The 23,077-nt window shown below is 48.4% G+C and carries 24 protein-coding genes; 23 read left to right on the forward strand and 1 reads right to left on the reverse strand.

Features of this window, described 5'->3' with window-relative positions; translation table 11 throughout:
• Window positions 1–191 precede the first annotated feature (191 nt).
• The 14 genes from ACFPYJ_RS23065 (at window position 192) to hisIE (ending at window position 13,407) form a co-directional block, all read left to right on the forward strand.
• Complete coding sequence (locus tag ACFPYJ_RS23065) at window positions 192–1,133, forward strand: MraY family glycosyltransferase (protein ID WP_379190581.1); 942 nt, start codon at window positions 192–194, stop codon at window positions 1,131–1,133.
• Window positions 1,134–1,259: 126 nt separating this feature from the next.
• Entirely contained in the window at window positions 1,260–2,405 is a 1,146-nt protein-coding gene (locus ACFPYJ_RS23070) for a PucR family transcriptional regulator (RefSeq protein WP_379190582.1), read from the forward strand.
• Window positions 2,406–2,504: 99 nt separating this feature from the next.
• Window positions 2,505–3,626, forward strand: coding sequence for an ABC transporter ATP-binding protein (locus ACFPYJ_RS23075; protein WP_379190583.1), 1,122 nt, complete (start codon window positions 2,505–2,507; stop codon window positions 3,624–3,626).
• A gap of 283 nt (window positions 3,627–3,909) precedes the next feature.
• Window positions 3,910–4,848, forward strand: a complete 939-nt coding sequence (hprK, locus tag ACFPYJ_RS23080) for an HPr(Ser) kinase/phosphatase (RefSeq protein ID WP_379190584.1) — start codon at window positions 3,910–3,912, stop codon at window positions 4,846–4,848.
• Window positions 4,849–4,929: 81 nt separating this feature from the next.
• On the forward strand, window positions 4,930–5,955 hold the full coding sequence (gene lgt / locus ACFPYJ_RS23085) for a prolipoprotein diacylglyceryl transferase (RefSeq protein WP_379190585.1): 1,026 nt from the start codon (window positions 4,930–4,932) through the stop codon (window positions 5,953–5,955).
• Between the two features lie 9 nt (window positions 5,956–5,964).
• On the forward strand, window positions 5,965–6,621 hold the full coding sequence (gene ppaX / locus ACFPYJ_RS23090) for a pyrophosphatase PpaX (RefSeq protein ID WP_379190586.1): 657 nt from the start codon (window positions 5,965–5,967) through the stop codon (window positions 6,619–6,621).
• A gap of 7 nt (window positions 6,622–6,628) precedes the next feature.
• Entirely contained in the window at window positions 6,629–7,111 is a 483-nt protein-coding gene (locus tag ACFPYJ_RS23095; RefSeq protein WP_379190587.1) for an acyltransferase, read from the forward strand.
• Between the two features lie 242 nt (window positions 7,112–7,353).
• The gene (locus ACFPYJ_RS23100) at window positions 7,354–8,619 is read left to right on the forward strand and encodes an ATP phosphoribosyltransferase regulatory subunit (protein WP_379190588.1); all 1,266 of its coding nucleotides are present in this window, start codon (window positions 7,354–7,356) and stop codon (window positions 8,617–8,619) included.
• Window positions 8,616–9,293 carry an ATP phosphoribosyltransferase gene (gene hisG / locus ACFPYJ_RS23105; protein ID WP_379190589.1) on the forward strand — a complete coding sequence of 226 codons (678 nt, stop codon included), beginning with the start codon at window positions 8,616–8,618 and terminating at the stop codon, window positions 9,291–9,293. Before ACFPYJ_RS23100 ends, hisG begins: the two co-directional genes overlap by 4 nt.
• A gap of 85 nt (window positions 9,294–9,378) precedes the next feature.
• Entirely contained in the window at window positions 9,379–10,665 is a 1,287-nt protein-coding gene (gene hisD, locus ACFPYJ_RS23110; RefSeq protein WP_379190590.1) for a histidinol dehydrogenase, read from the forward strand.
• A 35-nt stretch (window positions 10,666–10,700) separates the two neighbouring features.
• Window positions 10,701–11,300: an imidazoleglycerol-phosphate dehydratase HisB gene (gene hisB / locus ACFPYJ_RS23115; protein ID WP_379190591.1), complete on the forward strand. Its 600-nt coding sequence runs from the start codon at window positions 10,701–10,703 to the stop codon at window positions 11,298–11,300.
• Window position 11,301: 1 nt separating this feature from the next.
• Window positions 11,302–11,922: an imidazole glycerol phosphate synthase subunit HisH gene (gene hisH, locus ACFPYJ_RS23120; RefSeq protein WP_379190592.1), complete on the forward strand. Its 621-nt coding sequence runs from the start codon at window positions 11,302–11,304 to the stop codon at window positions 11,920–11,922.
• Between the two features lie 28 nt (window positions 11,923–11,950).
• Complete coding sequence (gene hisF, locus ACFPYJ_RS23125) at window positions 11,951–12,709, forward strand: imidazole glycerol phosphate synthase subunit HisF (RefSeq protein ID WP_379190593.1); 759 nt, start codon at window positions 11,951–11,953, stop codon at window positions 12,707–12,709.
• A complete protein-coding gene (hisIE, locus tag ACFPYJ_RS23130; protein WP_379190594.1) occupies window positions 12,706–13,407 on the forward strand; it encodes a bifunctional phosphoribosyl-AMP cyclohydrolase/phosphoribosyl-ATP diphosphatase HisIE in 702 nt (233 codons plus the stop codon). The genes hisF and hisIE overlap by 4 nt, the downstream gene beginning before the upstream one ends.
• Window positions 13,408–13,418: 11 nt before the next feature.
• On the opposite strand, the gene ACFPYJ_RS23135 is transcribed toward hisIE, so the two are convergent.
• Window positions 13,419–13,664, reverse strand: a complete 246-nt coding sequence (locus tag ACFPYJ_RS23135; protein WP_379190595.1) for a hypothetical protein — start codon at window positions 13,662–13,664, stop codon at window positions 13,419–13,421.
• 81 nt (window positions 13,665–13,745) lie between these two features.
• Between ACFPYJ_RS23135 and ACFPYJ_RS23140 the strand changes: the two genes are divergently transcribed.
• From ACFPYJ_RS23140 to ACFPYJ_RS23180, 9 genes are all read left to right on the forward strand, one after another.
• Complete coding sequence (locus tag ACFPYJ_RS23140; RefSeq protein ID WP_379190596.1) at window positions 13,746–14,696, forward strand: ribose-phosphate diphosphokinase; 951 nt, start codon at window positions 13,746–13,748, stop codon at window positions 14,694–14,696.
• 286 nt (window positions 14,697–14,982) lie between these two features.
• Complete coding sequence (locus ACFPYJ_RS23145; RefSeq protein ID WP_379190597.1) at window positions 14,983–16,725, forward strand: tetratricopeptide repeat protein; 1,743 nt, start codon at window positions 14,983–14,985, stop codon at window positions 16,723–16,725.
• A 36-nt stretch (window positions 16,726–16,761) separates the two neighbouring features.
• The gene (trxB, locus tag ACFPYJ_RS23150; RefSeq protein ID WP_379190598.1) at window positions 16,762–17,709 is read left to right on the forward strand and encodes a thioredoxin-disulfide reductase; all 948 of its coding nucleotides are present in this window, start codon (window positions 16,762–16,764) and stop codon (window positions 17,707–17,709) included.
• Between the two features lie 192 nt (window positions 17,710–17,901).
• Window positions 17,902–18,852: an ROK family glucokinase gene (locus tag ACFPYJ_RS23155; RefSeq protein WP_379190599.1), complete on the forward strand. Its 951-nt coding sequence runs from the start codon at window positions 17,902–17,904 to the stop codon at window positions 18,850–18,852.
• Between the two features lie 89 nt (window positions 18,853–18,941).
• Window positions 18,942–19,829 carry an RNase adapter RapZ gene (gene rapZ, locus ACFPYJ_RS23160; protein WP_379190600.1) on the forward strand — a complete coding sequence of 296 codons (888 nt, stop codon included), beginning with the start codon at window positions 18,942–18,944 and terminating at the stop codon, window positions 19,827–19,829.
• Between the two features lie 5 nt (window positions 19,830–19,834).
• Complete coding sequence (locus ACFPYJ_RS23165; protein ID WP_379190633.1) at window positions 19,835–20,821, forward strand: gluconeogenesis factor YvcK family protein; 987 nt, start codon at window positions 19,835–19,837, stop codon at window positions 20,819–20,821.
• A gap of 7 nt (window positions 20,822–20,828) precedes the next feature.
• Complete coding sequence (gene whiA, locus ACFPYJ_RS23170; protein ID WP_379190601.1) at window positions 20,829–21,758, forward strand: DNA-binding protein WhiA; 930 nt, start codon at window positions 20,829–20,831, stop codon at window positions 21,756–21,758.
• A 103-nt stretch (window positions 21,759–21,861) separates the two neighbouring features.
• A complete protein-coding gene (locus ACFPYJ_RS23175; protein WP_379190602.1) occupies window positions 21,862–22,131 on the forward strand; it encodes an HPr family phosphocarrier protein in 270 nt (89 codons plus the stop codon).
• Window positions 22,132–22,293: 162 nt separating this feature from the next.
• Window positions 22,294–23,076, forward strand: coding sequence for an SIMPL domain-containing protein (locus ACFPYJ_RS23180; protein WP_379190603.1), 783 nt, complete (start codon window positions 22,294–22,296; stop codon window positions 23,074–23,076).
• Window position 23,077: the final 1 nt, after the last annotated feature.

Genomic DNA, 23,077 nt, shown 5'->3' on the forward strand with positions numbered 1-23,077 from the left:
GGTCATTTTTTAAGAAAGTGGACTGTCCTTTGGTGTGAATTTACATGCTTTTGGGACAGCCCCTTTTTTGATGTTTCCGGGACATCTGACGTCAGTTGTATGGCTGATGAAATAAAACACGAATTGCGTGGACTAAACCTGATGACTGGGGGCAAACTGAATCACAAATAGTGATGACGGGAGCTCTTCGTATGCCATATCTGTTATCCGCTTTAGTAAGCTTTTTGATTGTTGCCGGTCTTGTTCCAGCCTTGAAAAAATTCGCCTTACATAAAGGATTCGTTGATCTTCCGTCAGCGCGTAAAATACATCATAAGCCGATTCCACTAATGGGCGGAGCAGCTATATATGCAGGAATAGTCGTTACTTTATTTATCTTTCAAGGATTTACTGCTCTGAGCTTAACGATCAGCAGCGGAGGGTTGATCCTGGTTATGATTGGACTTGCAGATGATGCAGCCAAATCCAAAGGAATCGACTTTCCAGTGTGGCCGCGTGTCTTGATCTATTTGGCTGTATCGATCATTCCGCTATGTTTCGGCATACGAATTATGGGGCTGTCGAGTCCGGGCGGGATGGTTATATTTCCTTCCTGGCTCTCGGTTATTGGTTCAATTATATGGGTGTTTGCCTTAATCAATATGATTAATTTTATTGATGGCGTTGATGGACTTGCATCAGGTGTTGCGACGCTGTCCTCCATTACTTTGTTTATTGTGGCAATAGTTAAAAATCAAACGGATACGGCACTTCTGGCGATTATTATTGCTGGTGCCTGTATTGCGTTCCTGCTCTATAATTTCTACCCGGCACGAATATTCATGGGTGATGCAGGGGCTACCTTTTTGGGTTATGTCCTTGCTGTCATTGCCGTTAACGGAGCCTTTAAAAGCGCAACGCTGGCAACGGTGGCGATCCCACTGCTGGCATTGGGTGTGCCAATTCTGGATACCGTTGTGGTCATGCTGCGTAGGGTTATATCAGGTAAAGGATTACATAGAGCGGACAAGCTGCACTCTCACCATATTCTTATGCGTTGGGGGTTAAACCAGATCCAAACTGTAGCTTTTATTTATTTGATCGCTGCGCTTTTCTCATTATTATCCATTGTACTCCTGCTGCTGCGAGGCTGAATTCAAAAACAATGTATGATACAATGTCCTACAAGAAGACTAGACCTGCCATATTCTAGTGGTAAGTCATCATCTTCTGAAATCTAGACAGAGCGCTTACCGCGCCGACAGGATAGGGGACAGCCGATGAGTGAAGCAAAATGGATGGTGCAATTGCAAGCCGTTCTTGATTGCCCGGTCCGTCAACTTCAGCTGCCTTTTCACACGTGGGAGTCCCATAAGGATGAAATCAGACGTTTATCGGCAGAGATGCCAAAACAAACGAATGCGGTTTCAACAGGTGATTATGTGGCAGTGCCGGATGGACCGATATGGTTCGCTCTGCATGGCAATCAAAATGGCGTAGATGTGCTTGAAGTCGATCGTGGATTGCTCAATGAGAAGGAAATGCGGCTTATAGCTTGGACGATCTCGCAAATGCGATCTGCAGGTGTCGAGGGCTATGACGGCTACTCGGAGAGCGAGCGCTATGCCAGAGAGTTGGGCGATTGGATCACTGAACAGCTCGATTCCAATGAACTTCAGCTTTCCTTGCCGGATCAGTTTAAGAGCAAAGGGAAGCTTTTTTCGAGTATGATCCCATTCTTGCTGGTTTGTGAACAAGCAGAATCAACCCGTTCAAGCTATACGGAGCTTGAGAAGCTGCTGCGCACTTTCCTTGCTGAGGAAGTTATCATTATTCCGCTCAAGGATCAGGAATGGCTGGTGCTTGGCCCTCAATCGCTTATTCATGACGCGCAATCTGAAGAGCGAGATGAAGAGAATGTAGAATCGGATGAAGAAAGTCTTGCTTCTATTGCTTCAGGATTACATGAGATGCTTACAAGCGAATGGGTCGGAGAATGTCATTTGGCTGTCGCACAGCCGATGTCTCCTATTAATTCCATCGTTAGCACAACAGCGCTTCTGCGTGAAACCGTACATCTGGGCCGGGCATTTCATGTCGGATCCAACATTCATCTCCCATGGCTACTGCATCTAGAGAGGCTTCTTAATACAATTCCTGAAGTACAGCGCCTCAAATTTGTCGAACAGGCACTAAAAAGAACGGATGTCTTTCTGGAGCCGGAAATCGTAACGACACTTGAAACCTTTTTCGGGCTTGACTGCAACGTAAGTGAAACAGCCAAGAAACTGTATATTCATCGCAATACGCTCTTATACCGTTTGGATAAGCTAAAACAAGAAACGGAATTAGATGTTCGACAATTTCGTGACGCGGTTCTCGTTAAAATTATTTTGCTATTGTACAAAGTGACGAAAAGGAAGTAGTTTTTTTGTAAAGTATGTGCATAGTCATGTAAGCGGTACTGATATAAGATAAGTGTAAGGAAAAGCACAAGAATAATATTCGTTTAGGGGGAAATACAAATGGCAGGTGTACGCTTAGAACATGTTTACAAAAAATATGCGGGAACTGATCTCGCTTCCGTAAAAGATTTCAACCTTGACATTAAAGACAAAGAGTTTTTGGTTCTCGTCGGTCCATCGGGTTGCGGTAAATCCACAACGCTTCGTATGATCGCAGGTCTGGAAGAAATCTCTGAGGGTAAACTGTTCATCGGTGAGCGTCTTGTTAATGACGTTGCTCCGAAAGACCGCGACATTGCGATGGTATTCCAATCGTACGCTTTGTACCCACATATGAACGTATATCAAAATATGGCATTTGGTCTTAAACTTCGTAAATTCAAAAAAGCGGAAATCGACAAACGTGTTCGTGAAGCCGCTAAAATTCTTGATATCGAGCATTTGCTTGATCGTAAACCAAAAGCACTATCCGGTGGTCAACGTCAGCGTGTTGCCCTAGGCCGTGCAATCGTTCGTGAGCCGCAAGTATTCTTAATGGATGAGCCGCTTTCCAACTTGGATGCTAAACTTCGTGGACAAATGCGTGCTGAAATCGCTAAGCTTGCAAAACGTCTTGAAACTACAGTTATCTATGTAACGCATGACCAAATCGAAGCGATGACAATGGGTGACCGTATCGTTGTTATGAAAGACGGTATCATTCAGCAAGCAGCTTCTCCGGAAGAGCTTTATAACCATCCGGTAAACATTTTCGTAGCAGGCTTCATCGGCGCTCCATCCATGAACTTTATTACAGGTACATTGACTGAGTCAGCTGGTTCACTCCGTTTCAAAGCGAACAATATTGATCTTCTTGTTCCAGACGGCAAAGCTAAACTGCTTCGCGACAAAAACCTTGTCGGTAAAGAAATCATTCTTGGTGTTCGTCCGGAAGATCTTCACGAAGAGCCGGTATTCCACGAGGCTTCACCACAAACGATCGTTAACGCACATGTTGAGGTTTCTGAGAATCTTGGACATGAAATGTACTTATACCTGAATGGACTTGGTAAAGATACAGTTATCGCTCGTGTTGATGGACGTGCAGGAATTAAAGAAGGTACTAATGTTAAGCTTGCTTTCGATATGAACAAAGTTCATATCTTCGACAAAGAGAGCGAACTGAACATGTTTGAAGTTTAATTCATAGGCATTGGCCTTTTGTAACAGCCGCCCGTACATTGGGCGGCTGTTTTTGATTTTCAAATATATGTATCGCCAACTCTTTTTGCTCCTTATAAGAGAAGGATCTTATTAGGAAGGAACTTTTTACTCTTCTTAAGGGGAAGGGGTCAGCTGGTCCTTATTGCTCAGATGAGCGTAGACGTTGATTTCATTGCTTTTTTCCTATAGGATGAGTACATTGGAAATAATTAAGATCAACATGGAACTGCATAGATGGTGATGATTTTGAGGAGGCCCTGCAATGGCTAAAAAAGTAAAAGTGTCTGAGCTAGTAGGACAATTTCAGCTTGAGATATTAAGTGGCGAGGATGGTCTGCGCCGGAATATCACACTTGATGATTTATCAAGACCAGGTCTTGAGATGGCCGGTTATTTTCATTATTACCCGAAAGAGCGTGTGCAAATTCTGGGAAAAACCGAGCTCACCTTCATGGAGACACTCAGCAAGGAAGAGCGTATCGACCGAATTGAGCGATTATGTGATGATGAGACACCTTGTTTCATTATTACGCGGGGAATGGAAGCGCCGCAGGAGCTGTTGGATCAATCTAATTTGAAGAAGATTCCTGTACTGCGCAGTAATACGGCAACAACGATTTTTCTTAGCCGGATCACGAATTTCCTTGAACGTAAGCTAGCTCCTTCGGCAACCATACATGGCGTATTGGTTGATGTCTATGGAGTAGGTATGCTTATTACAGGGGGAAGCGGCATTGGTAAGAGCGAGACGGCGCTTGAGCTTGTCAAACGCAGTCATCGCCTTGTGGCTGATGATGCGGTAGAGATTCGTCAAACCTCCGATGGTCAGCTGCATGGAAGCGCGCCTGAGCTTATTCGTCACCTGCTTGAAATTCGCGGGCTAGGTATCATTAATGTTATGACTTTATTCGGTGCAGGCGCTGTTCGCACGATGAAGCGTATTAGCGTCGTCATAAAGCTGGAGAACTGGCAGGCCGACAAGCAATATGATCGTCTTGGCCTAGACGAGGAAACTACCCGTATTATCGATACAGATGTTCCGCTAGTGACGGTACCAGTTCGTCCAGGACGAAATTTGGCTGTTATTATCGAAGTTGCGGCAATGAATTTCAGGCTCAAACGGATGGGATATAATGCAGCGCTCCAGTTCACGAACAAGCTGACCGAAACGATTGCAGATGATTCGGATGATTTCGATTGATGGACACGGAATCATTGAATTTTTAAACAGGTGATTCTTCGAAAATCGGTTGATTACGAATGATAAAGGAGCCGTTGACGCATGTATGGATTACGTTTAGAGTCAATCGCATTCTCGCTGGGCCCGATTGATGTTCATTGGTATGGAATCATCTTAGGTACAGCGGCGCTGGTTGGTTTGCTGCTGGCTGTACAGGAAGGCAAGCGATTCGGACTGTCGCCGGACTTTTTTATGGACATGCTTTTGCTTGGTGTTCCATCGGCTATAATCGGAGCTCGCATTTATTTTGTCGCTTTTAAATGGGATGAATATAAGAATAATTTGTCCGATATTTTCAAGATATGGAATGGCGGTATTGCCATATTCGGGGCGTTGATTGGCGCGTTTATATGCGGGTATTTTTATTTTAGGCATAAAGGATACAGTTTCTGGCGGATCGCTGATATTTGTGCGCCCGGTCTTATCATAGGTCAATTAATCGGACGCTGGGGCAACTTTGTCAATCAAGAGGCTTATGGGGGACCGGTCGAGGAAGACTTCCTGAGAAATACGCTCCACCTCCCGGGCTGGATTGTGAATCAGATGAATGTAGAGGGTGTCTTTCACCATCCGACATTTCTCTACGAGTCGCTTTGGAATGTGGTTGGTCTGATTCTGCTGCTCGTCCTTCGCCGTCGTTCATTCGTACGTGCAGGTGAAGTGCTGATGGCGTATTTTATCTGGTATTCGATCGGAAGGTTCTTTATCGAGGGTCTCAGAACGGACAGCCTGGCATTTCATGGCGCATCATGGGTAGAATCGTTAATGAACGGGCTGTGGTCGCCAATGACGATATTGTTCGAGCATGGATACTTGAACCCGGCGGAAGGGAATGTCCGGATCTCTCAGCTTATTTCCATTGCGTTAATTATTGTGGCGGTCACACTCATCATCGTTCGCCGTAAGACTGGAGCAGCCAAGGAACATTACTCGGATCCGATTATTAATTATAAGACGGGGCTGCCGGCAGGGGCATCTGAACAAACCATTGAGAAATCGGATGATGTTTCCTCACGCGGTAATGTGAATCAGCCCCGAGATACAACGGATTCGTCCATGAAGGAGTAAGAGAGCAGGATGACAACGAAGATTAGAACGGTGCTTTTTGATTTAGACGGCACGATTATAGATACGAATGAGCTGATCATTCAATCATTTCTGTATGCGCTGAAGGGGCTTGTTCCTGTGGATTTTGGGCGTGAGCATATTATTCCCAGCATGGGGCTACCGCTGTCCGATCAGATGAAGCTGTTCTCGGGAATAGAAGATGTGACCGATCTGGTTGCAGCTTACCGGGAAGTGAATTTACGGCTTCACGATGATTATGTGTCGGCCTTCCCTTATGTGCAGGAAGTTATGGCGAGATTGCATGCGGAAGGCATTCAAATCGGGATCGTAACGACCAAAATGAGGCTGACGACGGAGCGTGGGTTGCGTTATGTAGGTTTATATGAGTACATCGTGCCAAATGCGATTGTCACTATTGAGGATGTCGTCCATCCGAAGCCTCATCCAGAGCCTGTTCAAAAGGCAGTACAGCTTCTGGATGCTGATCCAGCCACAACACTGATGGTCGGAGACAGCGGAGTTGATATTTTATCGGCTGAATCGGCTGGCGTAATTTCAGTTGGTGTTGCATGGTCATTAAAGGGCGAGGCGAAGCTGCGTGAGAGCGGAGCGCGCCATATCATTCACGACATGCGCGATTTATACGCGATTATCGGATTGGAGTAGGAGCCGCTTGAGGAATGTGGAGCGCTATCCGGTTGAAGGGCCGAATGCCCTTTGGCAAATGTACCGCACGGTCAGCCGCATTAAGGCGGTACGCAATTTCATATTCATACAAGTGGCGCGTTATTGTCCTTCCCTGCCGGTGAAGAATTGGATCTATCGGCATGTGCTGGGGATGGAGGTAGGGCGCCACTGCGCGTTTGCACTGATGGTCATGGTCGACGTTTTTTTTCCGGAACGGATAAAGGTTGGAGATAATTCGATAATCGGCTATAACACTACGATTTTGACGCATGAGTATTTGATCAAGGAATACCGGCTGGGTAACGTGCATATTGGCTCCAACGTGATGATTGGTGCAAATACGACTATTCTTCCGGGAGTTTCTATTGGCGATGGAGCCGTCATAGCGGCGGGTTCTGTCGTTCATAAAGATGTTCAGGCCGGCATGTTTGTAGGCGGTAACCCGATCAGGGAAATTAAGCGAACATAATCATTTCGCAGTAAGGTTTAATTTTCAGAAGAAAATCAAGTGTGTCCAAGTATAGGGACGGATGGTTGTCATTGACACCAGAGCCGTCCCTTTCCTGTAGGCCTCGGTGCAGCCTTCAAACCGTATGAATGTGCCATATTGACGGATGAGGAACCGCATGGTATTATTACGTCTAATCCTTTATTTTGGCAGTATGGTAACATGGTAACACGTTAATAAACTAAAGCGCGGGTGAATATATAATGTCGAAACCAAAAGTGTTTGAAAAACCGATCGGCTTGAAAGATTATTTGCCGCATGCGGTTACGAAGCTCCGCCAAATTGAAAATCAAGTGCTTGCTTGCATGGCTTCATGGGGCTATGAGCAAATTATGACTCCAACGATGGAATATTACGATACGGTAGGTGTAGCAAGCGCTACGTCGGATCAGAAGCTGTTTAAGCTGCTGAATAACCGGGGTACCACCCTCGTGCTGCGTTCGGATATGACCGCACCTATCGCACGCGTGGTTTCCTCACTGCTCAAAGAATCGCAGTTCCCGGTGCGGCTTTCGTATCACTCAAATGTATTCCGAGCTATTGAAGAGGAAGCTGGACGTGAGGCTGAGTTCTTCCAAACGGGCGTTGAGCTTGTAGGTGATGCTTCGGCTGAAGCGGATGCTGAGGTTGTGGCCCTGGCCATTGCTTCGCTTAAGGCAGCCGGTGTTGAGCGCTTCAAAATCGCCATCGGCCATGTAGGTTTCTTAAACGGTTTGTTCGGGGAGACGCTGGCGGGGCGTTCAGAGGAACAAGAAGAACTGAAAGGCTGCCTGCTTGGACGTGACTACGTCGGATACCGGGAGAAGCTGCGCACTCTATCGCTGGAGGCGCCTGTCCAACGTGAGCTCGAAGGTATTCTGCGTTTGCGCGGCGGTCAGGAGATCTGTGAGCAGGCGCTTCAGCTGAGCTCGGATGCTACTGCTCAGTCTTCCATAAGGCATCTGTGCGAGATGTGGGATGTACTGGCGGCATACGGGGTATGCGAGCATGTGCTGATCGATTTGACGATGATTGGTGATTTCCAATATTACACCGGTATGACCTTTGAGGGTTACGCAGCAGATTTAGGATTCCCGGTTGCAAGCGGAGGGCGTTATGATAACTTGCTGAAGCAATTTGGACGTCCGGCGCCTGCGACGGGTTTTGCCATCAAGACGACTCGAATCTTGGAACTTATCGGCGATGGTGCGGGTGATAAACCGGAGCAGGAGCGGATCCTGATCGGCTACGACGTAAGCGGACGTGCAGCAGCGCTTACCGAAGCACAGCGGCTGCGTGATTCAGAAGCAGCAGTAATTGTAACGGAAAAGATGGACGCAGCGGCTCAGCTTACAGCTCTTCGCTCCGCGGCCGCAGCTGCAAATGCAGGTGCAGGGGAAAGCGGGAAGGTTCTTTATAAAGGCGTTGCCTTTACGAAGCTGCTGACTTTCTTCACGGATAATGGTGAACAGGATGGTGCGGCAAAATGAGCTTGAATAGTCAATTATATGTACCGGAATCATCCGGTAGTGAGCTGCTAAAGGTAGCGATGCCGAAGGGACGCATTTATAAAGTAGCCTCGAAGCTGTTCCGGGAAGCGGGCGTTCCGATTCCCAGTGACTTTGACGATACCCGTAAGCTGATCATTGAGCTTCCTGAGCTAGGCATGTCATTCATTATGGCGAAGCCCGTTGATGTACCTACTTACGTGGAGTATGGTGTGGCGGATATCGGTATTGTGGGTAAAGACGTGCTCATGGAAGAGAACAAGGACGTTTATGAGCTGCTGGATTTGGGTATCGCGAAATGCCGGATGTCGGTCATTGGCTTGCCGGATTGGAAGCCTGCGATTAACCCGAGAGTAGCGACCAAATACCCGAGCGTAGCCTCGCAGTATTTTCGCGAGCAAGGTCAGCAGGTTGAGGTGATTAAACTCAACGGCTCAATTGAGCTGGCGCCGCTGATCGGACTGGCTGATCGAATCGTTGATATGGTGGAGACCGGTCAAACGCTGAGGGAAAATGGACTTGTTGAGATGGAGACGATCTTCGGCATTACGAGCCGGTTAATCGCTAACCGCGTTAGCTATCGAATGAAAAATGAAGCAATCCAGACCTTGTGCGATAAGCTGCAGAACGCAATTGCGGCAAAGGTTAGCGTATAACCATTTGGTTCAGCGAAAACAGCACTGGATTGATATATAGTGCCGCTCATCAATTGTTGGCGGTGAGGAAAGGTGGCGGGGCAGTATGCGTAAGCTGCGTGCGGAGCAGTTTGGTTTAACACGCGAGGTGGAGTACGGGACACCGGAGCAGAACGAAGCGGTCAAGCAGATCGTTGAGGCGGTCCGGATTGAGGGCGATGAGGCGCTGCTGCGATATACAGAGCAGCATGACCGGGTCAAACTGGATGCCGGCTCACTGCGCGTGACTGATGAGGAGATTCAATCGGCGTACAAGAATGTAGACGATGCCTTCTTGAGCGCTATTCGTGAAGCAGCTGTTAACATTCGTAAGTTTCATGAGAAACAGCTGCGCCAGTCTTGGGTGGATGTAGAGCCGGATGGCACGATGCTGGGCCAGCTTCTGCGTCCTTTGAAGCGGGTAGGTGTATATGTGCCGGGCGGTAAAGCAGCCTATCCGTCTTCTGTGCTGATGAACGTGATTCCGGCACAGGTAGCCGGCGTACCGGAGATCGTCATGGTCACGCCTCCAGCAACAGGCGGCAAAGCAGGCATTGATCCTTATATTCTCGTTGCAGCCGCTGAAGCAGGCGTCAAAGAGATGTACCGTGTTGGCGGTGCGCAGGCTGTAGCGGCTCTTGCATACGGTACGGCGTCCATTCCGCCGGTAGACAAGATCTGCGGGCCCGGCAATATTTATGTTGCTCTAGCTAAGCGCGCTGTGTTTGGCGCGGTGGATATCGACAGCATTGCCGGTCCAAGTGAAATCGTAGTGCTGGCAGACGATACTGCTGATGCAGCCTACATCGCAGCAGATCTACTGTCACAGGCGGAGCATGACGAGATGGCGTCGGCAATTCTTGTGACAACTTCAACGAAGCTTGCTGATGCTGTTTCGGTAGAAGTAGCGCGTCAGCTTGCGACGCTCCCTCGTGAAACGATTGCGCGTCATTCCATAGATAACCATGGTGCCGTTTTATTAGCGGATACGATGGCTGAAGCCATTGCGGCGATTAATCGAATGGCTCCCGAGCATTTGGAGATCATGGTGGCTGAACCGATGTCGATGCTTGGGCAGATCGAGAACGCAGGTGCGATTTTTGTAGGTCCGTACAGCTCGGAGCCGGTTGGCGATTATTTTGCAGGCCCGAATCATATTTTGCCGACGAACGGGACTGCCCGATTCTCCTCACCGGTGAATGTGGATGATTTTGTGAAGAAATCGAGCTTGATTTATTACAGTAAAGAAGCTTTATTCGCAAATGGCGACAAAATCATGACGCTTGCCCGCCATGAAGGGCTTGAAGCGCATGCACGAGCTATTGAGATAAGGCTTGAGCGGGAACGCGGATAGAACATTTACATTTGGTGAAGGAAGAAGGGGATAGGATGGCGGATCAAGGTAACCGCGCAGCTGATGTAGCGCGAAAAACGAATGAAACGGATATTAAGCTGGCTTTTGCCATTGATGGCACGGGAAGCGCAAAGATTGAAACGGATGTGCCTTTCTTGAATCATATGCTGGATCTGTTTACGAAGCACGGCCAATTCGACCTTACGGTTGAAGCACGCGGCGATGTGGATATCGATGACCACCATACAGTGGAGGACATCGGAATCTGTCTGGGCCAGACGATTCAAGAAGCGCTTGGAGATAAACGCGGCATTAAACGTTATGCATCGGTGTTCGTACCGATGGACGAGGCATTGGCACAGGTTATTATCGATCTGAGCAACCGTCCGCATTTTGAGTATCGCGCGCAGTATCCATCCTCTCAGGTAGGCAGCTTCTCGACGGAGCTTGTCCATGAATTTCTGTGGAAGCTTGCCCTGGAAGCCCGGATGACGCTTCATGTTATCGTTCACTACGGCGTCAATACGCATCATATGATTGAAGCGGTATTCAAGGCACTCGGGCGCGCACTCGATGAGGCGACGAGCATTGATCCGCGTGTACAAGGAGTGCCTTCGACGAAAGGAGTGCTGTAAGATGATTGCTATCATCGATTACGGCATGGGCAATTTGCACAGCGTCAGCAAAGCCGTGGAGCGGCTTGGCTATGAAGTGATCGTGACGGCTGATGCAAAAGAAATCATGGACGCGGACGGTGCGATTTTGCCGGGCGTCGGTGCTTTTGGCGATGCAATGCAGAATTTGAAGAACACCGGCCTTGAAGAGGTGGCGAAGTTCTATGCTGCTTCAGGCAAGCCGCTCCTTGGCATCTGTCTGGGTATGCAGCTCCTATTCAGTGAGAGCGAGGAATATGGCCGCCACGAAGGACTTAACCTTCTTCCAGGCAAGGTAATCCGCTTCAGAGGCGATTACAAAGTGCCTCACATGGGCTGGAACAAGCTGAACTTCCTGCAGAACAGCCCGCTGTTTGAGGGACTGGAGGGAGGCCATGTTTATTTCGTCCACTCCTTTCATGCCAAGCCAGAACAGCAAAGTGATCTCTTGGCCACGACAGACTACAATCAGCAGGTAACAGCCATTGTAGGCCGCGGCAATGTATACGGCATGCAGTTCCATCCGGAGAAAAGCGGGGAGCTTGGCATGAGCCTGCTGAGGAATTTCCTCGCGCTTGCCAACTCCCGCGCAGTTACCGGTTAGTAAGAAATTGAAGGAGGGCGGCATCTCTATGCTAGCCAAACGAATTATCCCTTGTCTGGATGTAAAAGACGGCCGGGTGGTGAAGGGTGTCAACTTCGTCAATTTACGCGATGCTGGCGATCCTGTTGAACTCGCGGCAACTTATGATAAAGAAGGCGCGGACGAGCTCGTCTTCCTTGATATCTCGGCATCCATTGAAGGCCGGGCGACAATGGTGGAAGTAGTCAAGCGGACAGCGGGCGAGATAACGATTCCGTTCACCGTCGGCGGCGGCATCTCGCATGTTGATGATATGAAACGGCTGCTGCGCGCAGGCGCTGACAAGATCGGGATCAATACAGCTGCCATTAAGAACCCTGCGCTTGTGAAGGATGGCGCACGGAAGTTCGGATCCCAGTGCATCGTTGTAGCTATTGATGCGAAGTTCAACGCGGCTTGGGGAGAATGGGAAGTCTTCACTCACGGAGGACGCAATGCAACCGGTATTCGTGCCCTGGCATGGGCGAAGGAAGTCGAACAGCTTGGCGCAGGTGAGATTCTGCTTACAAGCATGGATGCGGACGGTACGAAGGATGGCTTTGATTTAAAGCTAACCCGAGCGGTATCGGATGCGCTGGGCATTCCTGTCATTGCTTCAGGCGGTGCAGGCAAAATCAGTGATTTTCACGACGTATTCGAGCAGGGGCGCGCGGATGCAGGACTTGCGGCCACGATTTTTCATTATAAAGAATTAACGATCAAGGAAGTCAAAGATGATCTCCGGCAGAAAGGAATTGAAATTCGATGAGCGCAAGCAAAGGGTTTGAAGCAGCATTAGCGGATATCAAATGGAATGAAGCGGGTTTAGTGCCTGTTATCGTTCAGGATGCAATCAGCAAGGAAGTACTTATGATGGCTTATATGAACCGCGATTCACTCGCAAAATCCGTGGAAACGGGCGAAACCTGGTTCTGGAGCCGCTCTCGTAATGAGTTATGGCATAAAGGAGCAACAAGCGGTCATGTTCAGCGGATTGTCTCCATGCATTATGACTGTGACGGAGATACGATCCTCGTTCGTGCAGAACAGACCGGCGCGGCATGCCACACCGGTTCGTACAGCTGCTTCTCCAACCAAGTGGAGGGGATTGCAGGAACGGCTTCTGCCGGAGACAGCAATGCTGGCGCGGCGGCGTTGTCCAGCGACCGCTTCGCGATGCTGAATCAGCTTGAGGCGGTTATCGCCCAGCGCTATGCAGAGCGTCCGGAAGGCGCGTATACGACGTATTTGTTCGAGAAGGGCGTCGACAAAATTTTGAAAAAAGTCGGCGAGGAATCGGCTGAAGTTATCATCGCAGCCAAAAATCAGGATAATGACGAGCTGCGCTGTGAAGCGAGCGATCTGATCTTTCACTTGATGGTGCTGCTGCGCGAGCGCGGACTGCCGCTTGATGATCTGATGACGGAGCTTGGTCACCGCCATAATAAATCAAAGCAGTCTTCCTAGGAAGGCTTCAATCAGGGACCGAGCACGCAGCAGCGGCGCTCGGTTTCATCGTGTCCAAGAGAAACGTTCCGGTACATGCCAATAATTGCATGGCAGAAATTGAGACGAATGATCGGATAAGACGTATAACTAGTATAGCGATATCGTTGATGCAAAATGTTGATGAACCGCGTGCGCTCACGGAAGAAGCTGAAAACCAGTCCTTTTCCGCGGCTGCAGGTGATAACCGTCACAGGATCGCTTTTTGAATTATTCATGAATCCATGTATAATGTAAGTTGTCGAAATAAGCGGCCATAAGAATGCAAATTTAGTGGTTTAATCGCTCAGGAGGGTATCATGTTTAGCGACAAGCTGCGTATTTTCTCGGGTTCATCGAATCCCAAACTCGCCGATCGGATCAGCGAAGAGCTCGGACTTCCGCTCGGTAAGATTAAATTGTCTCGTTTCAAAAGCGGTGAGATTTATGTCCACTACGAAGAGACGATCCGAAATTGTGACGTTTTCCTCGTACAGTCGTTTTCCCATCCGATTAACGATCATTTAGTTGAATTGCTCGTGATGATCGATGCGGCAAAACGTGCTTCCGCAAGAACCGTCAACATTATCATGCCGTATTACGGATATGCACGCCAAGAGCGTAAAGCTGCTCCGCGTGAGCCGATTTCGGCCAAAATGCTTGCGGATGTCTTGACGACAGTCGGCGCAAACCGCGTAATTACGATTGATCTGCATGCACCGGCGATTCAAGGGTTCTTCAACATCCCTGTGGATCACTTGACGGGGCTTGATTTGATCAGCGACTATTTGAAACGCAAAGACATCAAGAACCCGGTTGTCGTTTCTCCGGATGCCGGTCGTGCTTCTACAGCAGAGAAACTGGCGAATTACTTAGATTCGCCGTTTGCAATTATGATCAAGAAGCGGCCAGCGCATAATGAGTCGGTTATCACTCATGTAATCGGTGATGTTACCGGTCAGACACCAATCATCATTGAGGATTTGATCGATACAGGTACGACGATTGTTAATGTCGTAGAAGGCCTTAAGGAACGCGGAGCGGAAGATGTTTATGTCTGCGCGACACACCCGTTGTTCTCCGGCCCGGCCCTGCAGAGATTGGACCATCCGAATATTAAAGAAGTCATCGTGACGGATTCGATTTCTCTCCCTGACAATCGTTCGGACCGCTTTACCGTACTATCGGTAGCGCCGATGCTTGCGGAAGCGACTAGAATCATTATGCAAGGCGGCTCCATCAGCACCTTGTTCAAGAACGCAGGCGTTTAGCTTCTGCAGTGTCTTGGCGGGACCAATCCCTGTTAAGGATTATACCTATAAGGTCATGGTCCTGACGCTCGTAAAGAAGAACTAGATGAAACTGAATAAGCTGCTGCAAGCGGCATTTTACCAGAAATCGCGGGCATTCGCTGCGTCAACAATTGCCTATCCTTGTATGGATGGTGCAGCCGTTACGCGGAATGTCCGCGATTTGCCACATATTCTTTCGTGTAAGGATAGGGCGCGCTATGGTATAATCGTAGCAACTTTGATGTACCGGGGAGGTGCCTTTCGGATGAAAGAAAAGAAAATAGCGGCTATCAGCCATAAAACAAAAGTTATACCGATACAATGGGACGCGACTTTCTTCTTCGAGCGAGCCGTGCGCTCTCTGGATCGCTATCATTATGACAAGGCACTGAAGTATTTCCGGCGCGCTGCCGAATACGAGCCGGATAACCCGGTTAACCATTGCAATATGGCCGGTATCCTGTCGGAAATGGGCAATTACGAGGAGTCAAACCGCATTCTCCAATCTATTGTGGATGAACTGGATTCGGAAATGACGGAATGTCACTTTTATATGGCGAATAACTTCGCCAATATGGAGCAATATGAAGCGGCCGAGGACGCGCTCGTTCGTTATCTTGAATTGGATAGCGACGGACAATTCCTTGAGGAAGCCGAAGAGATGCTGGAGCTGCTGCACTTTGAGCTTGAGCGTCCGACGAAGCTGGCATTTATCAAGGCCCGTGAAGGCTTTTATGAGCATGATCAAGCGCGTTCGCTGCTTGAAGAAGGTAAATTCGTAGAAGCCGTCAGGCTGCTGGAGAGCATTGTCGAGAAGAATGGCCAGTTTCTTGCCGCTCGCAATAATTTGGCATTGGCCTATTATTATATGGGCATGTTCGATAAGGCGATGACAACCATTCACGAGGTTTTGGATATTGAATCCGGCAATTTGCACGCTTTGTGCAACTTAGCTATTTTTCATCAGCATTCGGGCGATCAGGAGCAGCTGAAGCCGCTTGTGGCGCTGCTGGCGAAGACCGTTCCTTTTCATCAGGAGCATGTGTTTAAATTAGCAACGACAATGGGTATTCTAGGTGAACACGGAGAGGCGCACCGGCACTTCGTCCGGCTGCTTAAGGACAGCTCCTTACGGGACGATCCTTGCCTCTACCACTATACAGCGGTTGCGGCCTGCAATATGGGAAGGCATGAGGAAGCACAGAAGATGTGGCTTCAGGCAAGCAAGCTGGATCCGAAGTCCAATGTGTCTGGCTATTACCTGGAACAGCTGGAGCTTATCCGCAAGGGTCATAATCCGGCGCCGACGAGTTACCACTACCATCTTCCCTTCGAAGAGCAGTTCAAACTTTGGGAGAAATCAAGCGATGCGCTGCCGGATCATATGAAGCGGGATCCCCTCGTTCGCTCGTCCTTCTTCTGGGCACTTCGTCATGGTGACCGGAATACGAAGCTTCAGGTCATTCAAGCACTTGGTTTGATTGCTGATAATGAGGTGAAGGATGCGCTGCGTGAGTTTATCGTGGAGCCTCAAGAGGACGATTACTTGAAGCGGATTGCTATTTTTGTACTTCGCTCTATCGGGGTGCATGAGTCACTGAAGGCGGTTCTAGAGGGCAAAGAAACGGTTATCGAGCACAGCCGGATGCCGTCTCGCTTACCGATATGGGAAGACAAATGGCAAGCTGTTCTTGATGCGGCGCTTTTACGAATGAACAAGCATTACGACTTGGTGCAGCAGCATGATCTTCTTACGCTGTGGATTGAATTTCTGTCACGGATCTATCCGGATGTACCTAAGCTGGGTAAGATCGAGGGCTGGGCAGCCGCTCTGGAGTACTTGACGGCTAAGATGCACCGCCGTGCGATTTCGTATCATGAGGTTTCTCAGCGTTATGAGACTTCGATCGCAACCGTAAGTAAATGCGCCAAGCGTATTGATGAAATATGCGGTATCAAAGAAAAAATGAAAATGATTTTCCCCGCGCTTGCGGAGCATCGCGAATAAGAGGGAAAACGCACTGTGAGGGAGGCAGCAACAATTATGTACAAAGCAATCATTATCGGAACAGGACCAGCGGGTTTAACCGCAGCGATTTATTTGGCTCGCGCCAACATGAATCCGCTCATTATTGAAGGACCGGAGCCAGGCGGACAGCTGACAACAACGACGGAAGTTGAGAACTTCCCAGGCTTCCCTGATGGTATTATGGGTCCTGATTTGATGGCTAACATGCGTAAGCAAGCAGAGCGTTTCGGCGCTGAATTTCGAACAGGCTGGGTAAACTCGGTAGATACATCGAAGCGGCCATTTACCCTTCAAGTGGAGGGTCAAGGTGAGCTGCAAGCAGAATCCCTCATTATCTCCACAGGTGCTTCGGCCAAATACCTGGGTATTCCGAATGAGCGTGAGAATATCGGGCGCGGAGTGAGCACTTGTGCTACTTGCGACGGTTTCTTCTTCCGCGGTAAAAAGATTATTGTGGTAGGCGGCGGAGACTCCGCGATGGAGGAAGCCAGCTTCCTGACTCGTTTTGCTTCTGAAGTTGTGCTGGTACATCGCCGCGAAGAAATGCGTGCTTCCAAAATCATGCAGGATCGTGCGCGCGAGAACAGCAAAATCGGCTGGGCATTAGGTCGTACTCCGGTTGAAGTTGTAGCAGGTCCTATGGGCGTTACTGGGCTTAAAGTCCTTAATAACGCAACGGGGGAAGAAGAAGTGATTGAAACCAACGGTCTTTTCGTGGCAATTGGCCATACGCCAAACACGAAATTCCTGGGTGGGCAGCTAGAAACGGATGAAACCGGTTATTTGATTGTAAAGCCCGGCACATCTGAAACGAATATCGAAGGCATATTTGCTTGCGGAGACGTACAGGATCACAAGTACCGCCAAGCGATTACAGCAGCAGGCAGCGGCTGTATGGCGGCTCTGGATTGCGAGAAGTTCCTTGAGGGCCATCCGGTTCATGACTGGAGTCAAACGCTGTAAAGTAAAGATGCAGCCCTGAGTAACGAATGATAGGTAGTGACGCTGTCCAGCAGGTTGCCTGGGCAGCGTCGCTTCGCGTAAAGCGAAGGAATTCCAAAGTCCGGAATGTTAAAGGATTGTTGACCAGTTGGAAGCGTTTCGATTATAGTTGGAACAGAAACACCCCATATCCTATTACGAGGTGGCCCATTCATGTCTGAGAAGATAGTTATTGGAGTAGATATTGGCGGTACAGCGATTAAAGTAGGTATTTGCAGCATGGAAGGCGAATTACTGCATACTTATGAAGGACCGACAGGCGTTGAGAAAGGTTCAGATGAGGTATGTAAAAATATAGCGGATTATGCCAGATTGATCGTGGAGCAATCCTCTTTTGCCTGGGATCAGGTTGAAGGGGTAGGTATCGGAATCGCAGGCTTTCTGGATATGGCTCAAGGGATCGTTAAATTCTCGCCTAACCTGCACTTCCACAATGTTCCATTGAAGGCGATCTTGGAAGAAAAGCTTCAGAAGAAAGTGCTTGTGAACAACGATGCAAACGTTGCAGCACTTGGAGAGGCTTGGGCAGGTGCAGGACGCGGAATATCCGACTGTGTATGCTACACGCTTGGAACAGGTGTTGGCGGAGGCGTAATCATAAATGGTAAAATAGTTGAAGGATCCCGCGGAATGGCAGGGGAGCTTGGACATATGTCCATCGTACCTGATCTTGAAGCCATCCAATGCGGCTGCGGCAAAATGGGATGTCTAGAATCGGTTTCATCCGCAACGGGCATTATTCGCATGGCCAAAGACGCTGTTGAACGCGGTGACCGTACGTCCTTATCTTTTGTCCCTGATATTATGGCTAAGGAAGTGTTTGACGCGGCCAAAGCCGGCGATGAAGTAGCGATTCGTATCGTGAACCGGGCAGCCTTCTACCTTGGAAAGTCGATGGCTGCAGTAGCTGTCGTACTGAACCCGCAGCGTTTTATTATCGGAGGCGGCGTTTCCAAAGCAGGAGAGTTCCTATTTGAGCAAATTCGTGAAGTGTTCCAAAAAATGACGCCGGAAATCGCACAAGAAGGCGTAGAAATCGTACCGGCTATTCTTGGTAATAATGCGGGAATTGTTGGTGCTGCGGGTCTTATTATTCGTTCCTAATGCGTTTAGCCGATTGAAGGCTGCAGGGCACTGACAACCGAATCGTTATTAGTTTGATTACAGGTTGCAGTGAGTAAGGAGGGGAAGAGATGGATGCAGGAACAGCTATGGCAAAGCTGGTCATCATCACGGGGATGTCTGGGGCAGGTAAGACGATTGCGGTACAGAGCTTAGAGGATTTGGGCTTCTTCTGTGTCGATAACTTGCCGCCGGTTCTCATTCCGAAATTCGCTGAGCTCATTGAGCAGTCAAACGGCAAAATCGGGAAAGTCGCGCTCGTGATTGACCTTCGGGGACGAGAGTTTTTTACTGCATTATCTGAATCTCTCATCTACGTGAAGGATCATTATACGATCGGCTATGAAATCTTATTCCTGGATGCAACAGACGCTGTACTTGTTCAGCGTTATAAGGAGAGCAGACGCCGTCATCCTCTGGCACCGGAAGGTCTGCCTCTTGAAGGCATAAAGAACGAACGGCGGATGCTGGAGGATTTGAAGGGCTGGGCTACACAGGTTATCGATACGAGCAATCTGAAGCCTGGGCAGCTCAAAGAGCGGATTATGTCTAGGTTTGCCAATACCGATTTTAGTACGATATCGGTTAATGTGACCTCCTTCGGCTTCAAATATGGGATTCCGATTGATGCTGACCTGATTTATGATGTTCGCTTTCTTCCAAATCCTCATTATATCGACCATTTGCGTCCGAATACAGGCCAAGATCCGGAAGTTTACGAGTACGTCATGAAATGGCCGGAAACCCAGACCTTCCTCTCCAAGCTGCTTGATATGCTGCAATTTCTTATTCCTCTTTATCGGAAAGAAGGAAAGAGTCAAGTTGTTATCGGTATTGGCTGTACCGGCGGTAAGCATCGTTCGGTAGCGATTGCTGAATATCTGGGCCGTATGCTCGGCAGCAGCGATACCGAGATTGTCCGTGTCAGCCATCGCGATTCTGATCGCGATCGGCCCTAATGCCTATGAGGACAGAACAGCGCAGCAATAAGCAGCCAAGAATTGTCGTTATAGGCGGTGGGACAGGTTTATCCGTCATGCTTCGCGGACTGAAGGAAAAACCCCTTGATATTACAGCGATTGTAACGGTTGCCGATGATGGGGGAAGTTCTGGTATTCTTCGCAGTGAGCTTCAAATGCCGCCTCCAGGCGATATTCGAAACGTGCTGATTGCACTTGCAGATGTTGAGCCTCTCCTCTCTGATATGCTTCAGTACCGTTTTAATGCAGGTACTGGACTTACAGGACACAGCTTGGGGAATCTTATGTTAGCTGCTATGACGGATATAACCGGTGATTTTGTTTCAGGCGTACGGATGTTAAGTAAGGTGCTTGCCGTTAGAGGCAGAGTGCTGCCCGCAGCAGGTCAAGCAATTGTTCTTCACGCGGAGATGGCCGACGGGATGATTGTTTCCGGCGAATCCAATATTCCTAAAGCAGGTCAAGCGATTAAACGTGTTTTTATCGAACCGGCAGATGTTGAACCTCTCGAAGAGGCGGTTCAAGCTATTCGCGAAGCGGATGCGATACTTATCGGTCCGGGCAGTTTATATACGAGCATTATTCCTAATCTTCTTGTACCAAAGCTTGCACAGAGCATTGTTGATTCTGACGCAGTCAAAATGTTTGTCTGCAATGTAATGACGCAGCCGGGAGAAACGGATAATTATAGTGTAAGCGATCATTTAGCAGCTGTTCATGCTCATATTGGCCATCATCTGTTTGATTATGTAATTGTAAATGATGGAGAGATTCCACCGCAGGTGCAGTCCAAATATGCCGAGCTCGGCGCAAAAGCCGTACACTTGGATCTAGAAGAAGTTACTCGTCGCGGATACAAGGTCATTGCAGATCGACTGGTTTTGTTCAAGACCTATCTGCGACATGATGCAGCAAGACTAAGCCATCACATTTATCAGCTCGTTGAAAGCTGGATGGAACGAAAGAGGTGAGATAAAAATGTCTTTTGCGGGGCAAACCAAAAAAGAATTGACGCTCATTGAGTCGGACTCATGCTGTGAGAAAGCGGAATTGTCTGCGCTTATTCGAATGAACGGCTCTGTTTCGGTGTCTAGCCGCAAAATCATTCTTGATATCTCAACCGAAAATGCAGCGATCGCAAGACGGATTTACTCGTTGATTAAGAAGCGTTTTGATGTGCACACCGAACTGCTTGTTCGCAAAAAAATGCGGCTTAAGAAAAACAATGTCTACATCGTTCGAATTCCGGCTAAAGTACAGGAAATATTGAGCGAGCTCAAAATCGTATCCGAAGGATTTATGTTTAATCAGGGCATTGATAAAGATATGATCCGCAAACCATGCTGTAAACGTTCCTATCTGCGCGGTGCTTTTCTTGCAGGCGGGTCTGTTAACAATCCTGAGGGATCCTCTTACCATTTGGAGATCTCGACTATGTATGAAGAGCACTGTAAATCGCTTGTAGATCTCGCCAATCGCTTCGACTTGAATGCGCGCTGCATCGAGCGGAAGAAAGGATTCATCTTCTACATGAAGGAAGGCGAGAAGATTATCGAGCTCCTGAGCATCATCGGCGCCCATCAGGCTTTGTTCAAATTCGAAGACGTCCGGATCATGCGCGATATGCGCAATTCGGTCAATCGAATCGTGAATTGTGAGACAGCGAATTTGAACAAAACGATCGGTGCTGCTGTTCGGCAGATTGATAATATCAAGCTGCTGCAGCGTGAGGTGGGTCTTGAATCATTGCCGGATCGATTGCGTGAGGTAGCAGAGGTTCGCCTTCTGCATCCAGACATGAATTTAACTGAAGTCGGAGAAATGTTGAAGGGTAAAGTCAGCAAGTCGGGCGTCAACCATCGATTGCGTAAAATCGATGAACTTGCGGAAAAATTGAGGAACGGTTAGCATAAGGCTAGTGCAGTTCTTACAAAAGTGGTATAATAGTGAATAAACTAACATTTACACTGTCAATCGCACGATTGAATTTCTTATAGGGGGTAAGGTTTCCATGACTAGGCATCCGGTTATCGTTCGGCTGAAAACGGGTCTCCATGCAAGACCGGCCGCACTTTTCGTACAGGAAGCAAATAAGTTTTCTTCCGAAGTGTTCGTCGAGAAAGACGATAAAAAGGTTAATGCAAAATCGATTATGGGCATCATGAGCCTTGCGATTAGTTCGGGTACAGAGGTAACCATCAGCGCGGAAGGTTCGGATGCCGACCAGGCTGTAACCGCTTTAGTCAATTTGGTCAGCAAGGAAGAATTGGAAAACCAATAGTTGCAAAAGCAACCTTTATTTCCAGCTCATACAAAGGCATTAGAGAAGCTCCTTCGGGAGTTTTTTTCTATTTTTGGGGTCATTAACAGCAACATTGAACGATATTAACACGTTATAGAGATACAAGCATCTTAGGTTCCTATAAATGAGGAGGTTGTGTTCATGAATGACAAGTGGAGTGTTCGGCGGCGTTCACTGATGGTATTTGTGCCCGTTTTAGCTATCGCAATTGGAGTTGGGGCATTATTTGGCACGATCGGGAACGGGAAGAATAATGTTTATGCTCTTGAGTCTGGCAGCGCTGCGGAAAGATCTACGATTACGGTTTCAGGAAAGGGAGAGCTCAAAGCTGCACCGGATGTAGCTTATGTGAATGTTGCGGTCGAAACGCGTGCATTAACAGCGAAAGAAGCTCAATCCAAAAATGCAACTCAATTCGCCGGCTTGACCAAGCTTCTCTACGATACCTATAAGATGGCTGCGAAAGATGTCAAAACAACAAGCTTTAACGTGCAGCCGGAGTACACCTACAATAACAATGATGGAACGAGCAAGGTAAAGGGGTATCTGGCAGCGCATAGCCTGCAAATTACAACACGGGATCTGAATGGGGTTGGCAAGCTGCTTGATGATCTATCGGCAAGCGGTGTCAACCGTGTGGATGGTGTTCAGTTCGACACGGAGAAGGCAGATCAATATGAATTACAAACCCTTGATAAAGCAATGGCGAACGCCAAAGCAAAGGCTCAAACCTTAGCGAAAGCTGCGGGCAAAGAGCTGCAGGACGTAATTACGATTACGCAAAACAGCATTAACGTCGTACCGGTTAATAATGGACGAAATATAATGATGGAATCGAAGGCTGCTGACAGTGCTCAGACAACAGTTGAGACTGGGGAAATTACATTGTCAGCTGATATAACAGTGACCTACGAAATGAAGTAAA

Source organism: Paenibacillus solisilvae (genome assembly GCF_042656405.1).
Taxonomy (GTDB): Bacteria; Bacillota; Bacilli; order Paenibacillales; family Paenibacillaceae; genus Paenibacillus_Z; species Paenibacillus_Z solisilvae.